This is a genomic window from Sphingomonas sp., from assembly GCF_035714405.1.
Lineage (GTDB): Bacteria > Pseudomonadota > Alphaproteobacteria > Sphingomonadales > Sphingomonadaceae > Sphingomonas.
In genome coordinates this window covers 847,422-870,851 of sequence record NZ_DASTMA010000018.1, presented here as the reverse complement: position 1 = coordinate 870,851, position 23,430 = coordinate 847,422, and the positions used below count along the sequence as shown (strand labels likewise).

The following is a 23,430-nucleotide window of genomic DNA, read 5'->3' as shown; positions in this document are numbered from 1 at the left end:
CTCACGAAAGCGAGCACTTCAGGCGACGGCTTCGGGCTCACAGCGGGTCGAACCCGAGGCGGTACCGGCGGGCTTGGTACTCCGGCCACGGCTGGCGACCAGCACGGGCGTCCTCGTCGATCCAGCGGCTGACGAGCGTGTTGAACTCGTGCGTCGCCTGCTTGCCGGTCGCGCGATCGCCGCGGGTGCCGTTGCGGGTGACGCGCATGACGATGGCCAGGCTGGTGAGGACGCGGCCGCGCACGGTCTGGCGGTTGTTCCAGGCGGTGCGATGCTCTGTCGAGCAGAACAGCTTTCCCGGCGTGACCGGGGACCTACACTCGGGGCAGGTGGCGACCGGGCGGGGTGGCGCTCCTGCGGCGTTCTGCGGGGTCGCGTGTAACACGGGGATCAGGCGGCGAGCGCCTGGGTCGCGGACGCCGGCGGTGAAGTCGGCATGGGCGACGATGCGCGCGCGGCCGGGGGAGACGGGCTGCTGCCACCAGGCGAGCGCCTCGTACATGTCGGCGACCTCGCGGCGCAGCGGGGTCGGGTCACGATCGGCGAGGGCGCGGGCGCGGGTGGCGGCGTCGGCGATCTCGGCCGCGAGTTCGTGCGCCCACGCATTGAAATGGCCAGGCTCCCGCCACTCGCCTAGCGTCGCGCGCGCCGGGTCGGCAGCCCAGCGCCACTGCGCGACCAGACAGCGGGCCAGTTCAAGCTTGCGGGTGGCGTCGGCGACGGCCAGCTTGCCCGCCTCGATCATCGCCGGGTATCGCGCTTCGCGTTCGGCGAGCAGGCGGCGCGCGGCGTCGAGCAGGTAGTCGAACACCTCCGGCCGTGCGGCGAAGCGGGGCGGGGTCATGCGCCCACGAGGTCGCGAAAGAGGATGGGCTGCACCGTGCCGTCCTGATTGACCTGGTCGAGCCAAGCTGCGGCGCTCGGCTCGTCGCCATCCCACTTATTCGGGAAGGTGTGCGCGGCGATCAGCTCGCGGATGCGCGCCTCTTCCTCCCCGTTAATCAGGTCGACGCGCGCGCGACGCTGGATGTCGAGGACCTGTACCAGCGCGATCGCGCGCGCTTCTAGCGTCAGCGGGCCCATTCGCTGCGGGTTCTTAGCGATGGAGCCATCCTTCAGCCGCTCAACGCCAGACTTGCGCAGCCGCTGGGCGGGCTCGCGCATCCAGCGGTAGAGCGGCTTCAGCTCCAGCAGCGGCGTGAGGTGCGTCCATGCCGGCATGGCGCAGATGACTTCGAGCGCAGTGTCCCGAGCTGCGAGTGGACAGCCGATGCAACCGGTGCGCGCGTTAATCTCGGTAGCGTCGTCACCGCCGTACGCATCCGCGAGGATGGCTGTCGGCCAGCCGCCGAACTCCGGCTGCGGCGCGTAGACCTTCAGCCAGTCCCAGACCGTGCAGACCCGCCAGTGGAGCAGCGGTGCGAGGGTGGCGATGCGGCCGCGGATGCCCTTGGCGTCCGGCAGGACCTGTTGGTACCAGCCCTGACCGCATTCGGCGCCGTCCTTCGAACAAGACATGGCGATCCGTCCGTCGCGGACCGCGCTCTCGCCCTCTCGCACGCCGGTCAGCATCAGGGCGCTGCCGGGCAATGCCGCGATCGCTTCGCCCAGCGCCGCGGCCATGGGCTCGACCTTGATCTGGCGGGTACACCAGCGGAGCGTGTTGTTATTGGGCGGCGGTACGCCGCGACCGAGGATGTAGACCATGAACCGCTTGTCGAGCGGAGCGGTGACGACAACCACGCGGATCCAGTTGCGCGCGCGCAGCATGTTCATCATCAAATCGGCCGCGCGCTGGAGCGGCGGCAGCTCGAGCCGCGTGTCCGCGTAGAAAACATAGAGCACTTCGGGCTGCGGCAGCTCGCCCGCGTCGATAAGGTGGACGAGCAGCGTCACCAGCGCAGTGCTGTCCTTGCCTCCCGACCACGCGAGGGCGACGTGCTGATGCGCTGGCCAGTAGGCACGCAGCGAGGCGAGGGTCATCTCGACCATCTCCTCGTGGAGCATGCGCACGCCACGCGCGAATAGGTTGTCGACGGCAGTCATGCCGCCACCTGCTCGGCCGCGATCGCGACGTTGGCGCGGACGAGGGCTTCGGCCATTTGCGGACAGACGCTGTTGCCGATCATCCTGATCTGCGCGGTTTTGGTCAGCGGCTCGCCGTTCGGGCCGGGCGCGTCGAGGATGTAGCTGTCGGGGAAGCCTTGGGCGCGGGCGAGCTCGCGCGGGGTGAGCATCCGCATGCCGATGTCGACCAGCACGTAGGTCGCGGCCTCGATCGTCACGGTGACGACGGCAAACGTGTCCTTGCTCGAAAGCGTGTGGATCGGTGCGTCAAGAGCCTGCCCGACTGCGCCCGTTCCATAATACTTGATCAGGAAGGCGGCGGTGCGGGTGGCGCGCTCCATCAGTTCGGGCGGGAGCGCGTCGGCGGGGACCATCGTCGTCTCGACCAGCCGCTGCGTCGTGCCGCGCCCGACGATCGTCGACAGCGGGCGCGTGGCGGGGTGGCCGACCATGCCGGTGTTCGCCTGCTCCATGTGCGCGCAGACGACGGCGTGATGCTGACCCTCGCTGGTGACTGTCTTGACCGGCTGGAGCGGGTCGCCCTGTCCGCCGTTCGTGTTCGAGGTGTAGAAGTGCGACAGGAAGCTGGTGACGACCGCAGCTGGCCCCCCGCTGGCTAGCACCGTGGGGGCTGGCTCCGCAGCGGAGGCGCCGGCAGAACGCGTCTTGAACTTCTCCAAGTGGGCGGTGACGAGGCCGTGCTTGCCGCCGCCCGATACGACGGTGCGGGCGGGCTGGTCGAGGCCAGGGACGCGGGGCTCTTGCCCCGGCCGCTCGCCATAACCCATCATGATCAGTGTCGCGCTGGTTGCCGCCAGTTCGCCACGGCTGGCGGTGGTGACGGTGCGGAGCGGCTCGTCCGGGCTGTGTGTTCGCTCGCCGCCCGCGTGGGTGATGGGTACGATCGCGGCGTTGACGATCGCGGCGTCGGCCTTTGCGGTCTGCGTCGGCCACGGCACGTCGATCGATCGTTCCGGGCTCTGACCGCGCCTGCCGCCGACGCCGACGACGAACGGCCGCGCGGCGTTGACGACGTATCGCATCACCCCGTGCGCGATGCGGCGCTTGGTGGTGTCCTTCAGCTCGCGGGTGCGGGAGAAGATCGACGGGCAGGGGAGCGACCAGTCGATGATCTCGGCGGCGGTGCGCCACGGCAGGCGCTCGCCGCGCTCGACCTCGGCAGAGTCTCGCTTCCCGTGCGTGGGCGTCGGCCAGACGATCGGCAGGCCGTCGCGCCTGGCGATCAGGAACAGGCGTTTGCGGCTGGTGGGCGCGCCGAAGTCGCAGGCGCGCAGCTCGCGCCACTGGACGCGATAGCCCTGGCGCTTGAGCGCGCGGACCCACAGGTCGAAGGTCTCGCCGCGACGGTCGGGGCAGGGGCGGTGCTTGCCCTCCGCGTCCTGGACCAGCGGCCCCCACTGGCGAAACTCCTCGACGTTCTCGAGCATGATGATCGCGGGTGCGCCGCGGCCGTCCGGCGTCGCCTTGCGCAGCCGCTCCGCCCAGTGGACGACGATCCAGGCGAGGTCGCGGATGTTCTTCTCGACCGGCTTGCCGCCCTTCGCCTTGCTGTGGTGCTTGCAGTCGGGGGAGAACCAGGCGAGCGCGACCGGCGCGCCGCCCGTCGCCTCCAGCGGGTCGACCGCCATGATCGACTGGCAGAAGTGGCGGCTGGCGGGGTGGTTCGCGAGGTGCATCGCGACGGCCTCCGGATCGTGGTTGATCGCCACGTCGACCGCGCGGCCGAGCGCCGCCTCGATCCCGGTCGACGCGCCACCACCGCCGGCGAAGTTGTCGATGACGAGGGGGGTCACTGTTGCAGCTCCGAGAACCGGCGGAGGAACTGCTCCTTCGCCTCTCCCGGCCCCCAGCAGCGCAGATCGACGTGCACAGGCTCGACGCCCGCGAACAGCGGCCATTCGCCTTCGGGGCTCGGGGGCATCAGCGCGAAGCGTTCGGCCTGCAGCATCTGCAGGTCCGCGTTCTTGATCTCGGCAGCGTCGGTGCCCGCGACCCTGAAGCGGTACGCGATGGCTTGTTCGATGTTGCTCTCGACGATCTTGTAGGTGCCGAGCAGCGACTTGAGCGGCCGGGTGACGTCGCCGATGAACGCCTCCGCCGCATCGTGCATGAGAGCCGACAGGCTCAGGTGCTGCGGGACAAGGAAGCTTGCGTGCCAACTGTGCTCGGCCACCGAGTAGAACTCGCGGCACTGACCAGCGAAGCGGCAGGTGTTGGATAGCCCGTGAGCGATGTCCTCGATCGAGAACTCGCTGTTGAACGGATCGAGCAGGTCGAAGTACGACCCCTGACTGGAGCAGGATCGTCGGACCCACGGCCGTCTTCACGCGTGGATCGTCACGCTGCCCGGCCATGGGCGGAAGCGGGTAAGCGGGGCCGCTCATGGCCGTCCGCCCCACCAGGCGCCGCCCAGACCGACCACGACGACGAGAACGATCGCTGCGGTGCAGATTACCGCGAGCAGACCGTCGAGGTAGGCGTCTAGCCCTTCGTCGTCGGGCTCCGGCCGAAGCGGCAGGTTCTCCTCACGCGCGCGCCATCGTCCCAGCGTGGCTTGTAGATCGCGTGTCCCGCCCGAAGCTGGTGGCAAGACAGGTCCGTGCCGTTCACGCTCACCATGGCCAGCGTCCTCCCGTATTGGTCGGTCCCGACCCTGCGGATCAGCGGGGAGCCCGAGCGCAGCAGCGCGGAGAGGCTCGCCTTTGCCGCCTGCGGGTTGCCCCGAGCGCAGGTCCGACCGCGTCGGCAGTGCCCCGGCATCTCCGGCGAATCGATCGCCAGCAAACGGATGCGCTCCGAACCGCAGCGGATCGTGTCGCCGTCCGTCGGGCGGCATTGGATCGTAGAAGCGGCCGCTTGCCGTGCTGGTGTCGCTCCAATCGTGGGCGATGTCGAAACGAGCAAAAGCAACAGCGTCAGCATGGGGCTCTCCCTTGCACCGGAGCGACGGCACGGGAACGGGAAAGCCGCTCGGTTCCGGATTGATCGGGTCGAGGTGCTGCATCGCGGCGTTCCGTTGGGCGGTATGCCCACGCCGCTTATTTCCATATCGGAAAGTTACCCGTCAAGTATATTTGTTGCCATATCGGCAAGTAGAAGCTGTCGCTTGATTTCTGTTCCTGCCTCGTTCCACCTTTGACCGACGGGATGGAGTGAGTCGTGGGCGACACCATAGTGGCATATTGGTATCGGGCGCTGTGTTTCGGGCGTCCTGTCGGGCCGTGGCGGAGCTGCTCGAAGCAGGTGCAGGACGATCTAAGGGCCGAGGGGCTCGGCTCCGTTGACGAGCGGGGCCGGTTCTATGTGACCGTCCCCGGCGACATCGAGCGCCTGTCGGTTCCAATGAACTTCGAGGAGTGGGAAGCGAACGGGCGACGAGCTGCGTGACGCTCAGCGGGTTCTGTAGAGCGCGGTTACCCGACCGATGAGCGTGAACGGCTCTTCTCCAATCGCGATCGGCTGGTGCACCGGGTTGGTGGACCTCGGCTCCAAGCGAGCCGGGTGTTCGGCGTACTGCTTGAAGGTGGTCTCGCCTGCCTGATTGATCACGACGTAGAGCCGGCCAGGAAACAGCGCCTTGTCGTCGGGATCGACGACGACCCTGCCGCCTGAGGCGATCTCCAGATCCATCGAGTCTCCGTCAACTTCCAGCGCAAATGAGCGGGGCGGAGTCGAGGTGCGGTCCATCGCCATGTGACCTAACGGGCGCTGCACCTCCTCGCGCCAAGTGCCAGCGACGACTTGGCCGATAACCGGGATCATGACCGTTGCCGTGCCCTCGACCTCCCCCGCCGGGTCGGCGAGCAATGCTTCCAGCTTCTTCATCTCGTGGTACTTGAAGGGGCGCGTGCCACCGGGCCCGAGCGATTTCGAAATGGTCACTGGGGTTACGCCGAGGGCATTCGCGAGGTCGACCTGCTGCAGCCCGCGTGCCTTCATCCGTGCCCTGATCTCTTCCTTGTCCATATTTGGGACTTCAAACGGTCGCTTGCCAATATGGCAATTACCGATGCGGAAAGATTTAGCTTGATTTGAGGTTTCCGTATCGGCAACATTGCCGGAATGGAACAGTTCGCCAACGCACTCATCGACGCGATGGGCGGCACCGTCGCGGTAGCCGAGCTCACCAATGCGCCGCCTTCGTCCGTCTCGCGGTGGCGGAAAGACCTGAGCGGCTCCCGCCTCAACCACCTCGTCCGAACCGCTCGCATGGAGCGCCCGGAGCTCGACCTGGGCGAGCTCGCCGATCGGCACGGGGTGGCCTTGCCGGAGGCGGTGGCGAGCGAGGGGGGCGAGGCTGATCATGTGCGCGAGCATGCGCGCGCGGAGGGGGATGGGTCACCCGGAAACGCGGACGATCTTTCCGCCACGCCGGCGGAGATCGCAGCGTGAGGGCGACGACGCCCGAGAAGCTCGCGCTCAAGCGCGCCACCGGGGAGATGATCCGCGGTGTCGGAGGGCTCGAGGCAGCGGCGGGGTTCTGCCGGGTCGGCAAGTCCGTGCTCGGCTGCAACCAGTCGCCCAACGAACCGGACAGCTTCGTCGCGCTTGACGTGCTGGCGGACCTCGAGCCGCTCGCCCGTGGTCGCGAAGGCTGGCCGCACGTCACCCGTGCGCTGGCGGCGCAGCAGGGCTTCGCGCTCGTCAAGCTGCCCGACGCGCTGCCGGAGGCGGGCGACCTGCTCCACCTGGTGGCGCGGCAGGCACGGGAGGGCGGCGCGATCGCCTCGGCGATCTGCGCGGCGCTGGCGGACGGCAAGGTCGATGCTGACGAAGCGCGGGCTGCGCGAAAGCAGGTCGCCGACCTGATCGACGTGGCGGTGGCGATGGATGCGGCGCTGGCCGCGATCGAAGGGAAACGATGATGGTGAAGATGCACCTCGGGGCGAAGGTCCCGAACGAAGGCGCGCGCCGGCTGGCGTGGTGGATCGGACGCGAGCATCGCGGCGACGTGCGGGTCGCAGCGCGCGATCTGCCCGGCTGCGGCGAGACCACGGTCGAGCGGATGCTGGCGGGCGAGGTCGTCCCCGGCGCGGTGCTGACCCAGGTACTGATGCAGCGCGCCGGGATCGGCTGGCGGCTGTGGCAGAAGCCGCCCGCCGGCGGCTGGTTCGAGAACCCCGAGCAGGCGCTGCAGGCGGCGTGAGCGACGAGCGCATCATCGACGAGGCGCCCGGCGTCGTCGCCAGTCCTGCGCGCCTGGAGGCGTGGGCGCGGACCGCGCGGGCAGGCGACCGGTTCGTGTATGCGACGCGCTGCTCGCTGCCCCCCGGCTCGGCCGGGGCGGCATGCGCGCGCATGCTGGCGGCGCGCGAGCTGGTGAACCTGGCGCGATACCGCGTGTGTCCCGAAGAGTTCGGCGACACGGGCGTGTTCTCGTACTTCGCCGAGCGGACCAGCCGCCCCTGGTCGGATGCTCCCGCCGCCGTCGCACGGCCGCCGCGGTCGGTGCTGTCGGCGCCGCGCCTCGTGGGAGAGGTGGACGAGGCACTGGAGTGGACGGCCGTGGACCGGGTGCTGCCGATCCTGTCGCGGGCGGCCCAGTTTCGCCGGCCGTGTCCGACCAACCATCGGCTGGCCGAGTTGGCGGAGCTGGACGTGGCGACGGTCGAGGCGTCGATCGGCGCGCTGAAGTCGCTGCACATCATCTCGATCGCTCATGTCTCCCCGCCCACGTACCGGCTGGTGACGATCGTCGCGACCGCCGCGCGCACGGGGCTTGCGGCATGAAGCGGCGGACCTTCGAACAGGTGCGGCGCGAGGAGATCGTGGCGGAGCGCGGCGGCATCCTCGGCCTGCGCCGCGAACGCGAGCGGCAGATCGATCGGATCGCGGCGCGCGGCAGGCTGACGATCGAAGAGGCTTCGGCGGTGAAGAACGAGCTGCGCGCCTTTGCCGACATGATCGCGACCGGATTGTACCGCGAGGCTGCGGACCCGGTCGGGGTGCGCGCTACGCCGGAGCTGCTGCGGGTGCTGGAGCCGGGGCGCATCCTGGCGGTGCATGTCAAGGATCGCATCCGGCCGGGCGGGATGGACGGGCTGGGCTTCCAGACGGTGGACCCGTTCTCCGACGAGTGCGTGGCGCATTATCGCCGCCACGGTTTCGCCTTCCTGTCGCGGCGTACGATCGTCACCGACGTGGTGCGGGAGAACGCGCAGACCTATCGCCTCGGCTGGACCGAGCATTGCAAGGATGGGAGCCGCCAGGGCGGCGGGATGCCCGAATATCTGCTGGTGTTCAGGAAGCCGCAGACGGACCGCGCGCGCGGCTATGCCGACCGCCCGGTCGTCAAGCCGAAGCCGCTGGTTGATCTGGAGGACGGCCGGATCGTCGACTGGGACGATGCGCGGGTGCGCAACTACAAGGCACGGCTGGTGGCGAACAGCGGCTATTCGCCGTCGCGCTGGCAGAACGACGCCAGCGGGTTCTGGCGATCGTCGGGGAACCGGGTGCTGACGCCCGCCGATCTGGAGGGGCTGCCGCATGACGGCATCTATCAGCTGTTTCGCGGCTGGTCGTTCGCGAACGTTCACGAGCACGAGCATCACGTCGCGCTGACCGAGTCGATGGAGCGTCGTCAGGCGCTCCCCACCGACTTCGCGCTGCTGCCGGCGCAGAGCTGGCATCCGGAGGTGTGGACGGACGTGGCGCGGATGCTGGGCGCGAACACGCTGCAGGCGGCGAAGGGCCGCGAGCAGCATCTGTGCCCGCTGCCGTTCGACATCGTCGACCGCGCGATCGGGCTGTGGAGCGAGCCGGGCGAGCTGGTCTACGATCCGTTCGGTGGGCTGATGACGGTGCCGATGCGGGCGGTGAAGCTCGGCCGGCGCGGCGCGGCAAGCGAGCTCAACCCGGGCTATTTCGCGGACGGGGTGCGGCTGCTGCGCGAGCAAGATGCTGGCAGGGCGACCGGGAGCCTGTTCGATCTGCTCGACCAGGTGGCGGCGTGATGGCGGACGAAGTGGACATGGCCGTCGAGCTGGAGGCCGAGCACCTGGCGCGCAGCATCGCACAGGCTCGGATACCGATACCGCCCGGCAAACCGGGCGAGTGCGACAGCTGTGGTGAGGATTGTCCTCGCCTGGTCGATGGTCGCTGCGCTCCATGCCGCGACGGGCGCCAGCGTCTCGGAGGGGCACTCGGACGGCCCGTGCCATCTGTCAAAACCATTCACGAGGAGCCTGACATGCCAGCTAACCCTGCGCCCGCGACGAAACGGACGATCACCTTTGCGGCTTCGGGCGAGATCCTGAAAGCGATTGAGGCTCGCGCAAAAGCTGGCGACGGTGTGGTTGGCCGCGCTGCGGTGGAGCTGGTCGAGCTCGGCCTGGTACAGCTGGCGTCGCCGGCGTTTGAGCCGCAGCCGTCGGTGCCTGCGATCGCCGATATTCACATCGATGCGCTGCTCGGCGAGGTTCGGCGTCGCTTCGAGCATGCCGGCGATCGCTCGGCCGAGCTGGCCGCGACCCTTCGCGCCGATGCTGCCGAGGATCGGCTCGCACGGCTGCGCGCCGCCCTGGAAGAACCGCCCGTCTGAGGTTCGCGAGCGCGGCCCCCGACGCGAGATTCCACCGCCGGCGGGACGGTGCTCGCGAGCATCCCGCCACCCTTTTTGGAGAATAGCCGCCAGTGTCCGCGTCCACCCTGCCGTCCGCCATGTGCTCGGCGGCGCTGCAATATGCGCGTCGAGGGTGGCCCGTGTTCCCGTGCCGGGAGCGCGACGAGACGCGCGTCATCGGCGGCGCGGGCGGCAAGACGCGCACCTTCAAGGCGAAGGCGCCGTACACCGGCAACGGGCTGAAGGACGCGACCACCGACGAGCAGCGGATCCTCGCCTGGTGGCGCGAGCATCCCGAGGCGCTGATTGGCCTGCCGACGGGCGCGAACGGGTGCTTCGTGCTCGATTTCGATCCGCGGGTCGAAGAGGAGGTCGACCCAGACACCGGCGAGGTCACCGGCCGGCGGGAGTGGACGCTCGAGCAGCTGAAGACCGACCTGGAGGCGCAGATGGGCTGCGCGCTGCCGCGATCGGTGACCGCGGTCACCCAGTCGGGCGGGGTGCACGTCTACTTCCGCCAGCCTGCCGGTGAGCCGATCCGCAACCGCGGCAACCTGCCCGAGCATGTCGATGTGCGCGGACTGGGCGGATACGTCATCGCGCCGCCCTCGGTGCTGCCGGAAACGGGTGCTCGGTATCGCTGGTTCGATCGGGGGGGCGACTGGCGCGATGACGCGGCGATCGCTGATGCGCCGGCGCAGCTGGTCGACATCCTGCGGGCGAGCAAGGCGAAGGCGCGGGATCGGTCTGCCGGCGCCGGCGAGGAGATCGCGGATGAACGGCCTGTGCGTCGCGCGAGCCTGCCGGCCGGCGACGACGAAGCGGTGCGCCGTTATGCGATGCGGGCTCTGGACCATGAATGCAGCGAGCTGGCGGCGACGCCGATCGGCGGCGGCCGCCACGGCGGGCGCAACAACGGCATCTTTGCGGCCGGGCTAAAAATGGGCGGACTGGTCGCCGCAGGGGCGATCTCGCTCGGCGTCGTCCGCGCGGCGCTGCTCGACGTCATCGACCGGATGCCGGGCAACCAAGATCCCGATGGAGCGCACCGGACGCTGGAGAACGGCCTCTCTCGAGGTCAGGAAAATCCTCGCGACCTCGCAGAGGTCGCGGCATCGTCGCGCGCCCGTCAGGAGCGCGCGCCCTCTCGCGGCACGCCCGCCGCCACCGCGCAGCCCTCGCGTGGCGGGGATTTCAGTCAACCCTTCCACAATGGAGGGCATCCGCTGACTGATCTAGGGGAGGCCGAGGCGGACCGGCTCAAACGCGTGGCGCGGGCGTGGCTGGTGCGGCGTCTGGAGCATCTGGAGCCGTCGCGCGACACGCTGTCGAAGCTGGCGTTCGGGGTGGGTCGGCGCATCGCGGCCGGGCTGCTGGACGAAGAGTCTGCGCGGGTGTTGCTGGCGGCTCCTGCCGAGACCGTCGCCGATCTGACGCCGGCCGACCTCGACCGGGCGCTGGACGATGGATACGCGCGCGGGTTCGACCTGGAGCCGCTGCTGCTCGCGATGCGCTGCGCCGGTCATCCCCTCACACCGTTCGGGATCGCGGAGCGGTTTCGCGATCGGTTTGGGCACGATTTCCGCTTCACCACCGCGAAGGGCTGGGTCGGTTGGGACACACGGCGGTGGAAGGTGCTCGACCAGGACGAAAAGACACCGCCGGCGGAGGTGATCGCGGCGGTGTTCGACACGATCCGCAGCCTGCAGGATGAGGCGCGGCTGATCGGCGACACCGGCGTGCGCTGGCGGCTTATCGACCGGATCGGGCCACGTGGCGGTGAGCAGCAGGAGCTGGACCTCTACGACGATCAGAACCCGCACGGGCTCGATCGATGGATCATGAAGGGCAAGGGCTTCGTGCTGTTCTCGGACACCGTGCGCGCATTCGGTCGCGCGTCGGAAACGACGGGAATGCCCGCGGCGGTCGCGGCGCTGGCGCGTCGCTGGCTGACGGTGCCGATCGAGCAGTTCGATCGCGATCCCTTCGCCGTCAACGTGATGAACGGCACGCTGCGCTTCCGGTGCGAAGAAGCGCCTGACGGCGCGCGCCGGGGCACGGTGGAGCTCGCCGACCATTGCCGCGAAGACCTGCAGACGAAGCTGTCGCCGGTGGTGTACGACCCGGCTGCCCCCGCGCCGCGGTACGACAAGATGTTCGCCTGGGCGCAACCCGACGCACCGATGCGGCGCTACCTGCACCAGCTCGGCGGCTATGCGCTGACCGGTGACGCGGGCGAGCAGAAGCTGTGGTTCTGGTACGGACGCGGGCGCAACGGCAAGGGCACGACGCTGGACGTGTGGCAGCACGTCGCGGGCGATTACGCCGACACGATCCCGATCGGCAGCTTCCTCGACCAGGGGATCAAGAAGCGCGGCGATCAGGCCTCACCCGATCTGGCCAAGCTGGGCGGTGTGCGGCTGCTGCGCTCGTCAGAGCCGGGCCGCAACGAGAAGCTGGACAGTGCGCTGATCAAGCTGGTGACGGGTGGCGACCCGCTGCCGGTCAGGATGCTGCATCGCGGGTTCTTCAACCTCCAGCCCCTCTTCAAGCTCATCATCATGGGCAACACGCGGTTCGATATCCCGGACACTGACGACGGTATCTGGAGTCGGATGAAGCTGGTCCCGTGGCTGCGCAACATCGAGAAGCCCGAGGCCGGTGTCGCGGACTGGCCCGAAAAGGACCCGAAGCTGCCCGCGAAGATCATCGCCGAGGAGGCGTCGGGCGTGCTCAACCGGCTGGTCGAGGGGCTGTTGGATTATCTGTCGCATGGGCTGGTCGAGCCCCAGGGCGTGACCGCCGCGACCGAAGCGTATCGCGATGCCAGCGATCCGATCGCGCGGTTCATGCGGGCGTGTACCGTTCCCGAGGCCGGATCGCGCGTGCAGTCCTCTGCCCTGCACGCGGTCTTTGTCGCCTGGTGCCGGGTCGCGGGCGAGAGCGAGTGGAAGAACAAGGGCTTCTCCACTGCGCTCGCCGAGAAGGGATATGAGAAGAAAACGTCGAATGGCGTGTGGTGGCTGGACATCGCCATGACCCGCGAGGTCGGCGACTTCGTGGATGACGAGGGCAGGCCGCGCACGCTGATCGAGGAAGATGGCGATGACCGGGTGCTGGACGCGATGGGCTCTCGCCCCTCGTCCGACTTCGACGACGACATGCCGCCATGAGGCGATCGGACTGCAATCCTTCCGGGTCGGAAGGGTGGCGGATGGATCGCGGAAGGGAAAAGCGCAGGATTTCTGCGCCTGTGGAAGGGTTGGAAGGGTTTTCGCGATGTTGCCCGTATCATGTGCGCAGGCGCATGCGCGCACGATCACAATATCCGTTTCATCCTTCCACCCTTCCAATCCTTCCATGAGGAAGAAAGTTATCATTGTTAGTCAGTGGGTTGAGGTTCGATGATGAGCGGAAGGATTGATCTGCAAGCTTCCATCGCCGGAAGCTTCACGCTGGCGGAGGTGGAAGAGCGGTTGGTCGAAGCTATGCTGACCTGCTGGCGTCACGCGGACCGCGAGCGCGGGTGGCAGCGGCTGCGCTCGGCCTGGCCGGAGATCACGCGCGACGTGCTGGCGGGCGACTATGACGATCGCGGCGGCGACATGGCTAGCGCGGTGCTGCGGCCGGCGTCGCTGACCCGGCGCGAGGTGGGCGAGATGGAGGAGGCGTTCGGCTGGGTCGAGGTGCTGGCGCCGATCGACCGCAAGCTGGTCGGGCTTGCGGTGAGCGAGCTGGCGCGCGGGCAGCGGCAGGTGCGATGGGCGCTCGTCATGCGACAGATGGGCCTGTCGCGGGGTCGCGATGGGCTGCGGATGCGGTACGGGCGGGCGATGGCGCGGGTGTGCCAGCGCGCGAACGCTAGGACTTCCGAGCGGTTGAGCATGTCAAACTGATTAAGTGCGGGGCGCGCAAATTCTCTTGTTCGCGAGATGGGCGATTTGAGCGTATCTCACGCCACACTGAGGCGGACCTGCGGGTCGCGGCATCGGTACTCTCCCAACCTTACGGGCGGCGCGGCTTCGGCTTCGCCGCCCGCGTCGTTTCCGGGCCGAACTAATGGGCAAGTTGAAGGCGTTGACCCCGCGACTGCGCGGGCTGGCGCCGCGGCTCGCCTCGCTCCCGCCTGGTGATCGGCAGGCGTTCGACCGCGACCGGGACCGGCAGCCGTGGCGGCGATGGTACAAGACCGCGCGCTGGCAGCGGCTGCGTTGGGCCGTGCTGGTGCGCGACCTGTTCACCTGTCGGTGGCCGGGCTGCGGGCGGGTGATCGCGGACACGAGCGAGTTGGTCGCTGATCATGTCGTGCCCCATCGGGGCGACCCGGCGCTGTTCTGGGACGCGGGCAACCTCCAGTGCCTCTGCAAGGCCTGCCACGACGGACCGAAGGCGCGGGCTGAGGCGCGGGCTGCGGGCTGAGCCTGAACGGGCCGAGCCGAGGGGTGAGGCCCCGATCTGGCACGGCCCTTGCCGCACGGGTGGGGGGGGGGGGGTCGAAAGTCTGGAAGGTCGTCGGCTTCTAGACCGCATACCCCCGTACGCGGAGATTTTTTCCTTGGCTGTTGTGGATTTCGACCTTCTGGGGGACCCGATCCCTCCCGGGCATGAGGGTCCGGGGCGACCCGCGCATGAGGCGACCGATGCGAAGCGGCAGAAATGCGTGCTTCTCGCGGCGATGGGCCGGAAGCGGCCGGAGATCGCGCAGGCGCTCGGCATCGACCAGAAGACGCTGCGGAAACATTATTCCCGCGAGCTGCGCATTCTCGACGCGGCGAGGCTGCGCGTCGAGGGCGAGCTGCTGATGGCGTTGGCTCGCAAGTCGGGCGACGGCGACACCGGCGCGACCAAGGAATTGTTCAAGCGGCTCGATCGGGCCGAGCTGCGGGAGCTGGCGCCGGCCGCGAAGAAGCCGAAGCCCACGCCGCTCGGTAAGAAGGAGCAGCGTAAGGCCGACGCTCGGCGCGCGGTGGCGGCCGGCAGCTGGGGCGACCTGGTCGACGGCAAGCACTTGAACTGAGATGTGGAACTTCGCGTGTCCGGACTGGGAAGCTCGGTTGCGCGAGGGACGCTCGCTGGTCCCGGACCTGCCGCTCGACGAAAAGGCGGCGGCGCGCGCGGTCGGCATCTTCAACAAGCTGCGGCTCCCCGACGTGGCGCGGCAACCGGCGATGGCCGAGGCGGCGGGCGACTGGTTCCGCGACATCGTCGCGGCGCTCTTCGGCTCGGTCGACGCGGCCGGGGAGCGGCATGTGCGCGAGGTGTTCGGCCTAGTGCCGAAGAAGAACTCGAAGACGACCGGCGGCGCCGGGATCATGATGACGGCGCTGATCGAAAACGGCGATCCGCGGCAGGAATATCTGCTGGTTGGGCCGACGCAGGAGATCGCGGACCTCGCCTTCACCCAGGCGGCGGGGATGATCGAGGCCGACCGGCGCGAGAATGGCGGCGAGGGTTACCTGCCGACGCGCTTTGACGTGAAGGATCACGTCAAGACGATCGTCGATCTGGCGACGGGATCGACGCTGAAGATCAAGACTTTCGACATGAAGGTGATGACGGGCGCGAAGCCGAAGGGCGTGCTGGTCGATGAGCTGCATGTCATGTCGTCGCTGTCCTATGCGGCGCGGGTGATCGGGCAGATCAGGGGCGGGCTGATGCAGAAGCCCGACAGCTTTTTTCTGATCATCACGACGCAGTCGGACCAGCCGCCAGCCGGCGTGTTCCGGGCCGAACTGGGGCTGGCGCGGGGGATCCGCGACGGGCGGGTCACGGGCGAGGCTGCGTCGATGCTGCCGGTGCTTTACGAGTTTCCGGAGGCGATGCAGATCGACCCGGCTAAGCCTTGGGCCGACCCCGACGCCTGGCACATGGTGACGCCGAACCTCGGGCTGTCCGTGTCGCTCGACCGGCTGCGCGCGGACTTCGCGCAGGCCCGCGAGAAAGGCGAGGAGGAGGTGCGGCGCTGGGCGTCGCAGCATCTGAACGTCGAGATCGGGCTGGCGCTGCACACCGACAGGTGGCGCGGCGCGGATTATTGGGAGGCAGCGGGCGAGCCGGACCTTACGCTCGACACGCTGATCGCGCGATCCGAAGTGATCGTCGCCGGGATCGACGGGGGCGGGCTAGACGATCTGCTCGGGCTGGCGTTGATTGGCCGGTGTCGCGAGACGCGCCGCTGGCTTGGTTGGTGCCGGGCGTGGGCGCAGGACGAGGTGTTCGCGCGACGCCAGCAAAACGCGGCGCGGCTTGAGGACTTCGTGACGCAGGGCGACCTGATGCGCTGCGCGACCCCAACCGACGACATCCTCGGGGTGGCGGATGTGTTAGAGCGGGTGCTGCAGGCGGGGTTGTTCCCCGAACAGGATGCGGTGGGGCTCGACCCTGCGGGCGTGTCAGCGCTGATCGACGAGCTTTCATCGCGTGGTTTCGCCGACGACCAGCTCAGACCCATTGCCCAGGGTTTCCGGTTATCCCCGGCGACCTGGGGGTTGGAGCGCATGCTGAAGGACGGGCGGTTCGTCCATGCCGACCAGCCGCTGATGGACTGGTGCGTGGGAAACGCGAAGGCGGAGCAGCGCGGCAATGCGGTGCTGATCACGAAAGAGACGGCAGGCAAGGCGAAGATCGACCCACTGGTCGCGCTCTTCAACGCCTTCATGCTGATGACCAGGAACCCTGAAGGGGCGGGAGGCGGAATGGACGCGTTCTTCTCGCGCCTGGCGGCGTGACGTTGTGGCAGAAGATGGTCGGCTATCTGAGTCGGGCCATCGGGCTGACCGGGCCGGCCGGTTGGACGCGCGAGGCGGGCGCCAGCCATTCGGGCGAGCAGGTCAACGCCGGGTCGGCACTGTCGCTGTCGGCGGTGTGGGCGTGCGTGAACCTGCTGGCGGGTACGATGGCGAGCCTGCCGATCGTGGTGTATCGCACGGACGAGCGTGGCAACCGGGCGGTGGCGAAGGATCACTGGGCGTACCGGCTGCTGCACGACAGCCCGAATGCGGACCAGACAGCCGTCGATTTCTGGGAGGGTGCGTTCGCGAGCCTGGAGTTGAAGGGCAACGCGGTTGCGGACCTCACCTGGTCGGACGATCGCCGGCGAGTGCTGGCGCTGACGCCGATCGCGTGGGACGCGCTGAGCGTTGCCCGCGATCGGGACGGCGAGCTGATCTACCGGTGGGCAGATCAGACGCGCCGCCAGGCGGACGTGCTTCACATCCGCGGTTTTGGTGGGGCGCCCGAGGGCGGGTTGTCGACGCTGAGCTACGCGCGGCATGCGTTCGGCCTAGCAACCGCGATCGACAAGGCGGCCGGGCAGATGTTCGGCAACGGGGTGCGACCCTCCGGCCTGCTCAAGTTCGACAAGTGGCTGACGCCGGAACAGGCGAGCATCGCAGAGACGCGGATGAAGGAGAACTTCGTCGGGTCGATGAACGCCGGCAAGCCGATGGTACTGGAGGGCGGGGTGACCTGGCAGCAGCTGACGATCAATCCCGAGGACGCGCAGATGTTGCAGTCGCGCGGGTTCTCGATCGAGGAACAGTGCCGGTTCTTCGGGGTGCCGCCTTTCATGATCGGGCACAATGAGAAGTCGAGCGGGTACCCGACCAGCCTGGAACAGCAGGTGCTGACCTTCCAGAAGTTCGCGCTGCGGCGGCGGCTGAAGCGCGCCGAGCAGGCCATGGAGAAGCAGCTGCTGACCCCGGCGGACCGCGCGGCGGGGATCACGATCGAGTATAATCTCGAGGGTCTGCTGCGCGGCGACAGCGCGGCGCGGTCGGCATTCTACCAGTCGGCACTGACCAACGGGTGGATGACGATCAACGAGGTGCGGGCGCTGGAGAACATGCTGCCGGTCACCGGCGGCGATGTGCCGCGCATGCAGATGCAGAATGTGCCGATCACGCAGGCGGGTCGAGTCGAAGAGGTGAGAGCATGAGCGACGATCTGGAGCGGAGGTATGCGGTGACGCCGCTGCCGAGCGCCGATGAGGTGCTTGGCGGGCAGACGCAGGGCGGCGTCGCGGCGCCGTCCGGCTTCTTCACCGACGATGACCTCGCGCCGCCTGCGGCGGAAAAGCCGTCGCTGGCGGGACTTGCCGAGCGCGTACGCGGTGCGCGGGCTGCTCTCGCCGAAGCCGAGGCTGCGTTCGACGCAGCCGTGCGCGCGGAGCATGGGCTGTGAAGACGCTCGACTTCCCGCTCGACGTGAAGGACGTCGGCGAAGACGGCGCGATCGAGGGCTTGGCGGCGGCGTACGGGAACGTCGATCACGGCGGTGACATCCTCCTGCCGGGTGCGTTCACGAAGACGCTGAAAGGCCGCAAGACGCTGCCGATGCTGCTCTACCACGATCAGCGGCTGCCGATCGGCGTGTGGAGCGCATTCGAGGACACGCCCAAAGGTCTGAAGCTCAAGGGCCGGATCACGACAGTGACGGCGACCGGTGCGGAAGCGCTGGCGCTTGCTCGCGACGGGGCGCTCGGCGGGCTGTCGATCGGCTATCGCGCGCTCAAGGAACGCTACACCGACACCGCCCGCGAGCTGAGCGAGGTGTCGCTGCACGAGACCTCGCTGGTCGCGATCCCGATGAACGAGCGGGCGCAGGTCACGCGCGTCAAAGACATTCTGGCCAACGGTAATCTGCCGTCGGTCCGCCAATTCGAGGAGTTCCTGCGGGATGCAGGCGGCTTCTCGAAAAGCCTGGCCGCGGCGATCGCGGGCAAGGCGACGCCGCATCTTCGGGGGGAGCCCGAGGTCGAGGCGGATGAAGCTGCCGAGTTCTGGCGACAGATGGTCGGCTGATCTCCCCCTGATCTGAAGGACTACAACATGCGAAAGAACCGCCTGCTGGGCGGCGCTGCGGCGCTGCTCGGCCCAATGACGGCTGCCGAGCGCAAGCGCGGCCGCTACATGCGCGATGGCGAAGGTCATCCGCAGCTGCAGAACAAGACGGCGCAACAGCTCGCCGACGAAGCCAAGGCCCACTTCGACACCAAGTGGAACGACGTGAAGGGTCTCGCCGAGGAGGCGATCGGGCGGCTCGACAAAGGCGAGCTGCTGACGCCGGAGTATAAATCGAAGATCGACGCCGCGCTGCTCGTCATGAACGAGACCAAGGGTCGGATGGACGAGGCCGAGCAGAAGCTCGCCAAGCGCGGCTCCGGCCAGCCCGGGGGCGAGAAGTCGATCGGCGCTCAGTATGTCGAGAGCGACCAGTTCAAGCAGGCGTTCGCGAACGGCGCGCGGCAGGGCCAGAATGTCGGCATCGAGGTGAAGGCGATCACGTCGCTGACAACCGACGCGAACGGCTCGGCCGGCGACCTGGTGCGCACCGAGCGTGTCCAGTCGCCGATGCAGGAGTTGCCTAACCGGCAGCTCACCATCCGCAACCTGATCGCGCCGGGGCAGACCGCGTCGAGCTCGATCGAGTATGTTCAGGAGACTGGCTTCACCAACAATGCCGGGATGGTCGCGGAGGGTACGCTGAAGCCCGAGTCGACGCTCAAGCTCGACCTGAAGAACGCGCCGGTGCGCAAGATCGCCCACTGGTTCCTCGCCTCGGCCGAGATCCTGGCGGATGCGCCCGGCCTGCGGTCGATGATCGACAACCGGCTGAAGTACGGTCTCGCCTTCGTCGAGGACGTGCAGTTACTGAAGGGCGACGGCACTGGCCAGAACCTGGCGGGCATCAAGCCGCAGGCGTCCGACTACGCGGTCCCCACCGGTCTGACCGGCTTCGCTACCCCGAGCATGATCGACAAGCTGCGCATCGCGCAGTTGCAGGTCGCGCTGGCACTGTACCCGGCCGATGGCCAGGTGCTGCATCCGATTGACTGGGCGCTGATCGAAATGGCGAAGGACGGCGAGGGCCGGTACCTGATCGGCAACCCGCAGGGCACGCTGTCGCCCACGCTGTGGGGGCTGCCGGTGGTGCCGAGCATGGCGCAGACCGTCGGTGAGTTCACGGTCGGCGCCTGGCGGATGGGCGCGCAGCTGTTCGATCGCGAACAGTCGGGCGTGCTGGTGTCGACCGAGGACGGCGACAACTTCCGCCGCAACATGGTGACGATCCTCGCCGAGGAGCGGCTGGCGCTGACGGTCTATCGACCGGAGGCGTTCGTCGACGGGGCGTTTGCCAACGCGTGATGACACGGGGCGGGGCGGGCCGCGTGTCCGCCCCGGCCAATCTGAGGAGGGCAGCATGTCCGCAAAGAAGAGCTACACGGTGCATCGCGCGATGCACGGCGACGGCCGCGATTGGGCACGCGGCGACACCCGCGAGATGGCGGAAGCCGATGCCGCGCCGCTGGTCGCGACGGGTGCGGTGGCGTTGAAGGGCGAGGTGCCGGTCAAACATGGCCCGGCCGTCCGCCACACCTTCGGCACCGACGTCGGGGCGAGCACGTACGTCTCGGCCGCGACCGGCAAGGACGTGGTGGTGAGCAAGGCGGAGACGCACAACCAGCCGACCTCGCTGATCGCGGAGACCGACGTTTCCGACAGCCGTGTCGAGGGGCGTCGCAGCCCCGCGCGCAAGGGCTGACGCTGCACAGATGGCCATGACGGTCCGCCCGGCCGCTCCGCTTGATGCGGAGGCTGTGTTGCCGCTTGCGCTGGTAAAGCAGCAGGTGCGGGTCACGTCGTCGGATGACGACGTGCTGCTCGAGCAGCTGCGGCTGACTGCGCTGTCGCAGATCGAGCGGGTGTGCGGGCGGTCGTTACAGCGGCGGGCTTGGACCGTGACCTTCGACCGGTTCGCCGATACGGCGCGGTTGCCGATCGGGCCGGTGTCAAGCGTTACCGGAGTGAGTTACCTCGACGCCGCTGGCGCAGCGCAGGCCGTGCTGTCGGCGGACTGGCGGCTGTCCGGTGACGTGCTGCGCGCGGCAAGCGTGTGGCCGTTCGCGCGTGGTGAGGTGACCGTCACCGTTACAGCCGGGTGGCTCGACGCGAAAGCGGAGGCGCCGGAGCTGGTGACGGCAGCGCTGATGCTGGTCGCGCACTGGTACCAGAACCGTGAGGCGGTGGTGACCGGCACGATCGCGACGGCGCTGCCGCTGGCGGTGGACGCGCTAATCTCGACCCACCGCGCGCCGGTGATAGGCTGATGCCCGCGCTCGGCGCAGGTCAGCGCGACCGCAAGGCGACGGTGGAGAGGGCAGGGGCGCCTGTCGTCGGTCCTCACGGAGACGAGACGCCTGGCTGGACCGTGCTCGCGATCGAGTGGGTGAGTGTCCGCTTCGGTTCGTCGGCCGAGCGGCGGCAGGCGGCGCAGACCGGCGCGAACCAGGCGGCGACGTTCGGGTTTCTGTGGAACACTGCCACGCGCTCCATCACGCCGGCCGACCGGCTGCAGTTCGACGATGCGGTGTGGAACATCCAGGGCGTCAATGTCTCGCCGGGCAACACGGGTGTCGTTGTCGCCGCGGTGCGCGCAGCGTGAGCGGTAAGCTCATCGGCGTTGGCGACTGCCTCGCCACGCTGTCGGCCATGAAGAAGGGCACAGTCATCGGTGTTGCGCGGCGCGCCCTGCTGCCGGCAGCGGAGATCCTGCGGGCCGGGGTAGCGGCGCGGGCACCCGAGCTGACCGGCAACCTCAAGCGCTCGGTCAGGGTGGATCGCAAGTCGCAGGTGAAACGTCGGCGAAGGGGTGCCGTGGACGTGACGGTGATTGCCGACGACGCGGCTGCGGTGCCCACGGAGTTCGGCACGTCGGACACGCCCATTCAACCGTTCTTCCGACCCGCCATCGAGGCGGAGAAGGCGGCGATGTTCGCAGCTGTGGCGGACGCCCTGCGGACGGAAACTACCAAAACGGCGCAGCGCGCCGCGCGGCGGTCGCGTGGCTGACTGGCCCGCGGCGCTGCGCGCGCAACTGATCGCAGCAGGGCTGGCGGGCGGTCGCATCAGCTGGGGGTTGCGGCCTGAGAAGGCGTCGCTGCCCGCGCTGGTGCTGACCGCGATCGGCGGCAGTGTCGGCAGGCTGACGGACGGAAACGCGGACCTGCGGCGCTCGACCGTGCAGGCCGACGCGTATGCCGTCCGGCACGACGAGGCGTGGCTGCTGATCGAGGAGGTGCTCGCCGCCGTGGCAGCGCCATTCACCCGCGGCGAAGTCCGGTTCGCCAGCGCCGGCCACGGCGCCCCTCGCACGCTCCCGGACACGGCGTCGGACGGCACAGCGCTGTTCCGCGCGAGCGCCGATCTGAACTTTTGGCACGATTGAGGAGGACGACATGACCGAAGCACGCGTCGGGTGGGGCGGCCAATTCTGGCTCCACAACGGCACCGCCCTGACCAAGCTGCTGGAGGTGACCAGTTTCGGCCTCCCCACGCCGGAGGTCGAGACGATCGAGGCGACGCACCTGGAGAGCCCGGGCCGTCGCCGCGAGTATATCACCGGCATGATCGAGGACGGCGAGCTGGAGGTGGTGATGAATTACGTCCCCGGCTCTGCGACCGATCTGCTCATCAACACGGCGCTGGAAGCCGGCACGGCGCGCGCCTTCAAGGCGGTGGTGCCAAACGCCACGGTCGGCCGGAACTTCCAGGGCACCTGCATCGTCACCGGCCTCGATCGCGGTACCATCGAGGCGGACGGCAAGATGGAAGCCACTATGACCGTGCGTCTCACCGGCGCCACGACCGAAGCGGCGGTTTCGTGACGGCGCCCGCGAACCCGATCAAGGGCGAGGTCAAGCTGGGGAACCACACCCTGCTGTTCGACTTCAACGCCCTTTGTGCGGTCGAGGAGGCGTTCGGCGGACGCTCGCTCGCCGATGTCCTGGGCGGCATGGGCGACGGCAACGTGTCGCTTCGGACGTTCCGCACCCTCGTGTGGGCCGGCCTGCAGGCGCACCATGAAGGCACGTCGGAGCAGGTCGCCGGCAACATCATCGACGACATCGGCGGACCACAGGCCGCGGCTGACGCGCTGACGGTGGCGTTCGGCGCCGCGATGCCGGAGGCCTCGGGAGAGGCCCGCCCTCCGCAGGCGGGGAAGGCGACTGGCTCGCCCTCCTCGCCGCGTGGTGCGAAGAAGGCCTGACGCCGGAGACCTTCTGGCGGCAGACGCCGCGCCTGTTCGAGGCCGTGATGCGCGGGCGGGCCGCGGCGGGGCGGCGGCGGTTCGAGGAGATGATCGCGGCGGCCTGGCATGTCGAGGCGTTCGCGCGGACCAAGCGCCTGCCGGACCTCGGCAAGGTGCTTCAGCGTGAGACAGCGATCGACAGCGATGCTGCAGTGATTGCGATGTTCGACAGACTCGCCGCGCGCGGGCTGGTGACGATGGACTAGTCGAAGACGACTCCGAACACGCCGTCATGGGCCAATAGCTTGCCCGATCGGAAGCCGTAAGCTTCGCTCCGCTCGCCGGCGCGCAGCGGCCGGCCCCGTGAGGCGCAGGCCATGCTGCGCAGGATCAGCTCCTTATCCCGGGCGGGTGTAGCCGCCCAGGCGGCGTCCTCCACGTCGATGCGGTCGGGTGCCACGTCGCGGATAAGCCCGGAGTTTGCCAGCTGGGTAAGACCTTCAAGGCAAGCTCTCCGCGCTGCGGAGGAGAAGGTGGGTTCCGCCCGCGGCGGGTTCCCGGTCGGGGTGACAGATGGGCGCGGGAGCGGCGTCGGGGTCGGCGACGGTGGTGGCGAGACGAGGTTGCTGATCACACCGATGCCGAGAAGGAAGCCGATCGCAGGCAGCCACACACGGCCGTTGCGCGACAGGCCTGAGTACCACCGGACGAATGCATCCCACATGGCGGCGCATCCTGCGCGGTCTCGATCG

Annotated in this window: 30 protein-coding genes; 23 read left to right on the top strand and 7 right to left on the bottom strand. The window is 68.6% G+C overall.

Features of this window, described 5'->3' with window-relative positions; translation table 11 throughout:
* Nucleotides 1-37: 37 nt before the first annotated feature.
* The 5 genes from VFQ64_RS11190 to VFQ64_RS11170 form a co-directional block, all read right to left on the bottom strand.
* On the bottom strand, nucleotides 38-844 hold the full coding sequence (locus VFQ64_RS11190; protein WP_325103366.1) for a hypothetical protein: 807 nt from the start codon (nucleotides 842-844) through the stop codon (nucleotides 38-40).
* The gene (locus VFQ64_RS11185) at nucleotides 841-2,007 is read right to left on the bottom strand and encodes a phosphoadenosine phosphosulfate reductase family protein (RefSeq protein WP_325103365.1); all 1,167 of its coding nucleotides are present in this window, start codon (nucleotides 2,005-2,007) and stop codon (nucleotides 841-843) included. The genes VFQ64_RS11190 and VFQ64_RS11185 overlap by 4 nt, the downstream gene beginning before the upstream one ends.
* A 35-nt stretch (nucleotides 2,008-2,042) precedes the next feature.
* A complete protein-coding gene (locus VFQ64_RS11180; protein ID WP_325103364.1) occupies nucleotides 2,043-3,881 on the bottom strand; it encodes a DNA cytosine methyltransferase in 1,839 nt (612 codons plus the stop codon).
* On the bottom strand, nucleotides 3,878-4,198 hold the full coding sequence (locus tag VFQ64_RS11175; RefSeq protein ID WP_325103363.1) for a hypothetical protein: 321 nt from the start codon (nucleotides 4,196-4,198) through the stop codon (nucleotides 3,878-3,880). The genes VFQ64_RS11180 and VFQ64_RS11175 overlap by 4 nt, the downstream gene beginning before the upstream one ends.
* Before the next feature lie 371 nt (nucleotides 4,199-4,569).
* Complete coding sequence (locus tag VFQ64_RS11170) at nucleotides 4,570-5,010, bottom strand: thermonuclease family protein (protein WP_325103362.1); 441 nt, start codon at nucleotides 5,008-5,010, stop codon at nucleotides 4,570-4,572.
* Between the two features lie 237 nt (nucleotides 5,011-5,247).
* Here VFQ64_RS11170 and VFQ64_RS11165 point away from each other — a divergent pair, with 237 nt between their 5' ends.
* A complete protein-coding gene (locus VFQ64_RS11165; RefSeq protein ID WP_325103361.1) occupies nucleotides 5,248-5,475 on the top strand; it encodes a hypothetical protein in 228 nt (75 codons plus the stop codon).
* 3 nt (nucleotides 5,476-5,478) lie between these two features.
* Here VFQ64_RS11165 and VFQ64_RS11160 read toward each other — a convergent pair whose 3' ends face one another.
* A complete protein-coding gene (locus VFQ64_RS11160; RefSeq protein ID WP_325103360.1) occupies nucleotides 5,479-6,393 on the bottom strand; it encodes a LexA family protein in 915 nt (304 codons plus the stop codon).
* A gap of 83 nt (nucleotides 6,394-6,476) precedes the next feature.
* Between VFQ64_RS11160 and VFQ64_RS11155 the strand changes: the two genes are divergently transcribed.
* From VFQ64_RS11155 to VFQ64_RS11050, 22 genes are all read left to right on the top strand, one after another.
* On the top strand, nucleotides 6,477-6,953 hold the full coding sequence (locus VFQ64_RS11155) for a phage regulatory CII family protein (protein ID WP_325103359.1): 477 nt from the start codon (nucleotides 6,477-6,479) through the stop codon (nucleotides 6,951-6,953).
* Nucleotides 6,953-7,234 (top strand): hypothetical protein, encoded by a 282-nt coding sequence (locus VFQ64_RS11150; RefSeq protein WP_325103358.1) that lies wholly within the window; start codon nucleotides 6,953-6,955, stop codon nucleotides 7,232-7,234. The genes VFQ64_RS11155 and VFQ64_RS11150 overlap by 1 nt, the downstream gene beginning before the upstream one ends.
* The gene (locus tag VFQ64_RS11145; protein ID WP_325103357.1) at nucleotides 7,231-7,818 is read left to right on the top strand and encodes a hypothetical protein; all 588 of its coding nucleotides are present in this window, start codon (nucleotides 7,231-7,233) and stop codon (nucleotides 7,816-7,818) included. Before VFQ64_RS11150 ends, VFQ64_RS11145 begins: the two co-directional genes overlap by 4 nt.
* A complete protein-coding gene (locus VFQ64_RS11140) occupies nucleotides 7,815-9,041 on the top strand; it encodes a DNA methyltransferase (protein ID WP_325103356.1) in 1,227 nt (408 codons plus the stop codon). The genes VFQ64_RS11145 and VFQ64_RS11140 overlap by 4 nt, the downstream gene beginning before the upstream one ends.
* Complete coding sequence (locus VFQ64_RS11135; protein WP_325103355.1) at nucleotides 9,041-9,628, top strand: hypothetical protein; 588 nt, start codon at nucleotides 9,041-9,043, stop codon at nucleotides 9,626-9,628. Before VFQ64_RS11140 ends, VFQ64_RS11135 begins: the two co-directional genes overlap by 1 nt.
* Nucleotides 9,629-9,720: 92 nt before the next feature.
* On the top strand, nucleotides 9,721-12,822 hold the full coding sequence (locus VFQ64_RS11130; protein WP_325103354.1) for a phage/plasmid primase, P4 family: 3,102 nt from the start codon (nucleotides 9,721-9,723) through the stop codon (nucleotides 12,820-12,822).
* Nucleotides 12,823-13,056: 234 nt separating this feature from the next.
* Nucleotides 13,057-13,545, top strand: coding sequence for a hypothetical protein (locus VFQ64_RS11125; RefSeq protein ID WP_325103353.1), 489 nt, complete (start codon nucleotides 13,057-13,059; stop codon nucleotides 13,543-13,545).
* A gap of 163 nt (nucleotides 13,546-13,708) precedes the next feature.
* Nucleotides 13,709-14,068 carry an HNH endonuclease signature motif containing protein gene (locus tag VFQ64_RS11120; RefSeq protein WP_325103352.1) on the top strand — a complete coding sequence of 120 codons (360 nt, stop codon included), beginning with the start codon at nucleotides 13,709-13,711 and terminating at the stop codon, nucleotides 14,066-14,068.
* A gap of 145 nt (nucleotides 14,069-14,213) precedes the next feature.
* Nucleotides 14,214-14,666, top strand: coding sequence for a hypothetical protein (locus VFQ64_RS11115; RefSeq protein WP_325103351.1), 453 nt, complete (start codon nucleotides 14,214-14,216; stop codon nucleotides 14,664-14,666).
* Between the two features lie 37 nt (nucleotides 14,667-14,703).
* Nucleotides 14,704-16,377 carry a terminase large subunit gene (locus tag VFQ64_RS11110; protein WP_325103350.1) on the top strand — a complete coding sequence of 558 codons (1,674 nt, stop codon included), beginning with the start codon at nucleotides 14,704-14,706 and terminating at the stop codon, nucleotides 16,375-16,377.
* Entirely contained in the window at nucleotides 16,374-17,585 is a 1,212-nt protein-coding gene (locus tag VFQ64_RS11105; protein ID WP_325103349.1) for a phage portal protein, read from the top strand. Before VFQ64_RS11110 ends, VFQ64_RS11105 begins: the two co-directional genes overlap by 4 nt.
* Nucleotides 17,582-17,830: a hypothetical protein gene (locus VFQ64_RS11100; protein ID WP_325103348.1), complete on the top strand. Its 249-nt coding sequence runs from the start codon at nucleotides 17,582-17,584 to the stop codon at nucleotides 17,828-17,830. Before VFQ64_RS11105 ends, VFQ64_RS11100 begins: the two co-directional genes overlap by 4 nt.
* Nucleotides 17,827-18,450, top strand: a complete 624-nt coding sequence (locus VFQ64_RS11095; protein WP_325103347.1) for an HK97 family phage prohead protease — start codon at nucleotides 17,827-17,829, stop codon at nucleotides 18,448-18,450. Before VFQ64_RS11100 ends, VFQ64_RS11095 begins: the two co-directional genes overlap by 4 nt.
* Nucleotides 18,451-18,477: 27 nt before the next feature.
* The gene (locus VFQ64_RS11090) at nucleotides 18,478-19,794 is read left to right on the top strand and encodes a phage major capsid protein (protein WP_325103346.1); all 1,317 of its coding nucleotides are present in this window, start codon (nucleotides 18,478-18,480) and stop codon (nucleotides 19,792-19,794) included.
* Nucleotides 19,795-19,849: 55 nt separating this feature from the next.
* Nucleotides 19,850-20,191: a hypothetical protein gene (locus tag VFQ64_RS11085; RefSeq protein ID WP_325103345.1), complete on the top strand. Its 342-nt coding sequence runs from the start codon at nucleotides 19,850-19,852 to the stop codon at nucleotides 20,189-20,191.
* Between the two features lie 16 nt (nucleotides 20,192-20,207).
* The gene (locus VFQ64_RS11080) at nucleotides 20,208-20,756 is read left to right on the top strand and encodes a head-tail connector protein (protein WP_325103344.1); all 549 of its coding nucleotides are present in this window, start codon (nucleotides 20,208-20,210) and stop codon (nucleotides 20,754-20,756) included.
* A complete protein-coding gene (locus tag VFQ64_RS11075; RefSeq protein WP_325103343.1) occupies nucleotides 20,756-21,091 on the top strand; it encodes a head-tail adaptor protein in 336 nt (111 codons plus the stop codon). Before VFQ64_RS11080 ends, VFQ64_RS11075 begins: the two co-directional genes overlap by 1 nt.
* Nucleotides 21,088-21,498, top strand: coding sequence for an HK97-gp10 family putative phage morphogenesis protein (locus tag VFQ64_RS11070; protein ID WP_325103342.1), 411 nt, complete (start codon nucleotides 21,088-21,090; stop codon nucleotides 21,496-21,498). Before VFQ64_RS11075 ends, VFQ64_RS11070 begins: the two co-directional genes overlap by 4 nt.
* Complete coding sequence (gene gp17, locus VFQ64_RS11065; RefSeq protein ID WP_325103341.1) at nucleotides 21,491-21,874, top strand: tail completion protein gp17; 384 nt, start codon at nucleotides 21,491-21,493, stop codon at nucleotides 21,872-21,874. Before VFQ64_RS11070 ends, gp17 begins: the two co-directional genes overlap by 8 nt.
* 10 nt (nucleotides 21,875-21,884) lie before the next feature.
* Nucleotides 21,885-22,313 carry a phage tail tube protein gene (locus tag VFQ64_RS11060; protein WP_325103340.1) on the top strand — a complete coding sequence of 143 codons (429 nt, stop codon included), beginning with the start codon at nucleotides 21,885-21,887 and terminating at the stop codon, nucleotides 22,311-22,313.
* A complete protein-coding gene (locus tag VFQ64_RS11055; RefSeq protein ID WP_325103339.1) occupies nucleotides 22,310-22,696 on the top strand; it encodes a hypothetical protein in 387 nt (128 codons plus the stop codon). Before VFQ64_RS11060 ends, VFQ64_RS11055 begins: the two co-directional genes overlap by 4 nt.
* Nucleotides 22,697-22,743: 47 nt before the next feature.
* Nucleotides 22,744-22,944: a hypothetical protein gene (locus VFQ64_RS11050; RefSeq protein WP_325103338.1), complete on the top strand. Its 201-nt coding sequence runs from the start codon at nucleotides 22,744-22,746 to the stop codon at nucleotides 22,942-22,944.
* Here the strand turns inward: VFQ64_RS11050 and VFQ64_RS11045 are convergent.
* The gene (locus tag VFQ64_RS11045) at nucleotides 22,941-23,402 is read right to left on the bottom strand and encodes a hypothetical protein (protein WP_325103337.1); all 462 of its coding nucleotides are present in this window, start codon (nucleotides 23,400-23,402) and stop codon (nucleotides 22,941-22,943) included. The genes VFQ64_RS11050 and VFQ64_RS11045 overlap by 4 nt on opposite strands.
* Nucleotides 23,403-23,430 lie beyond the last annotated feature (28 nt).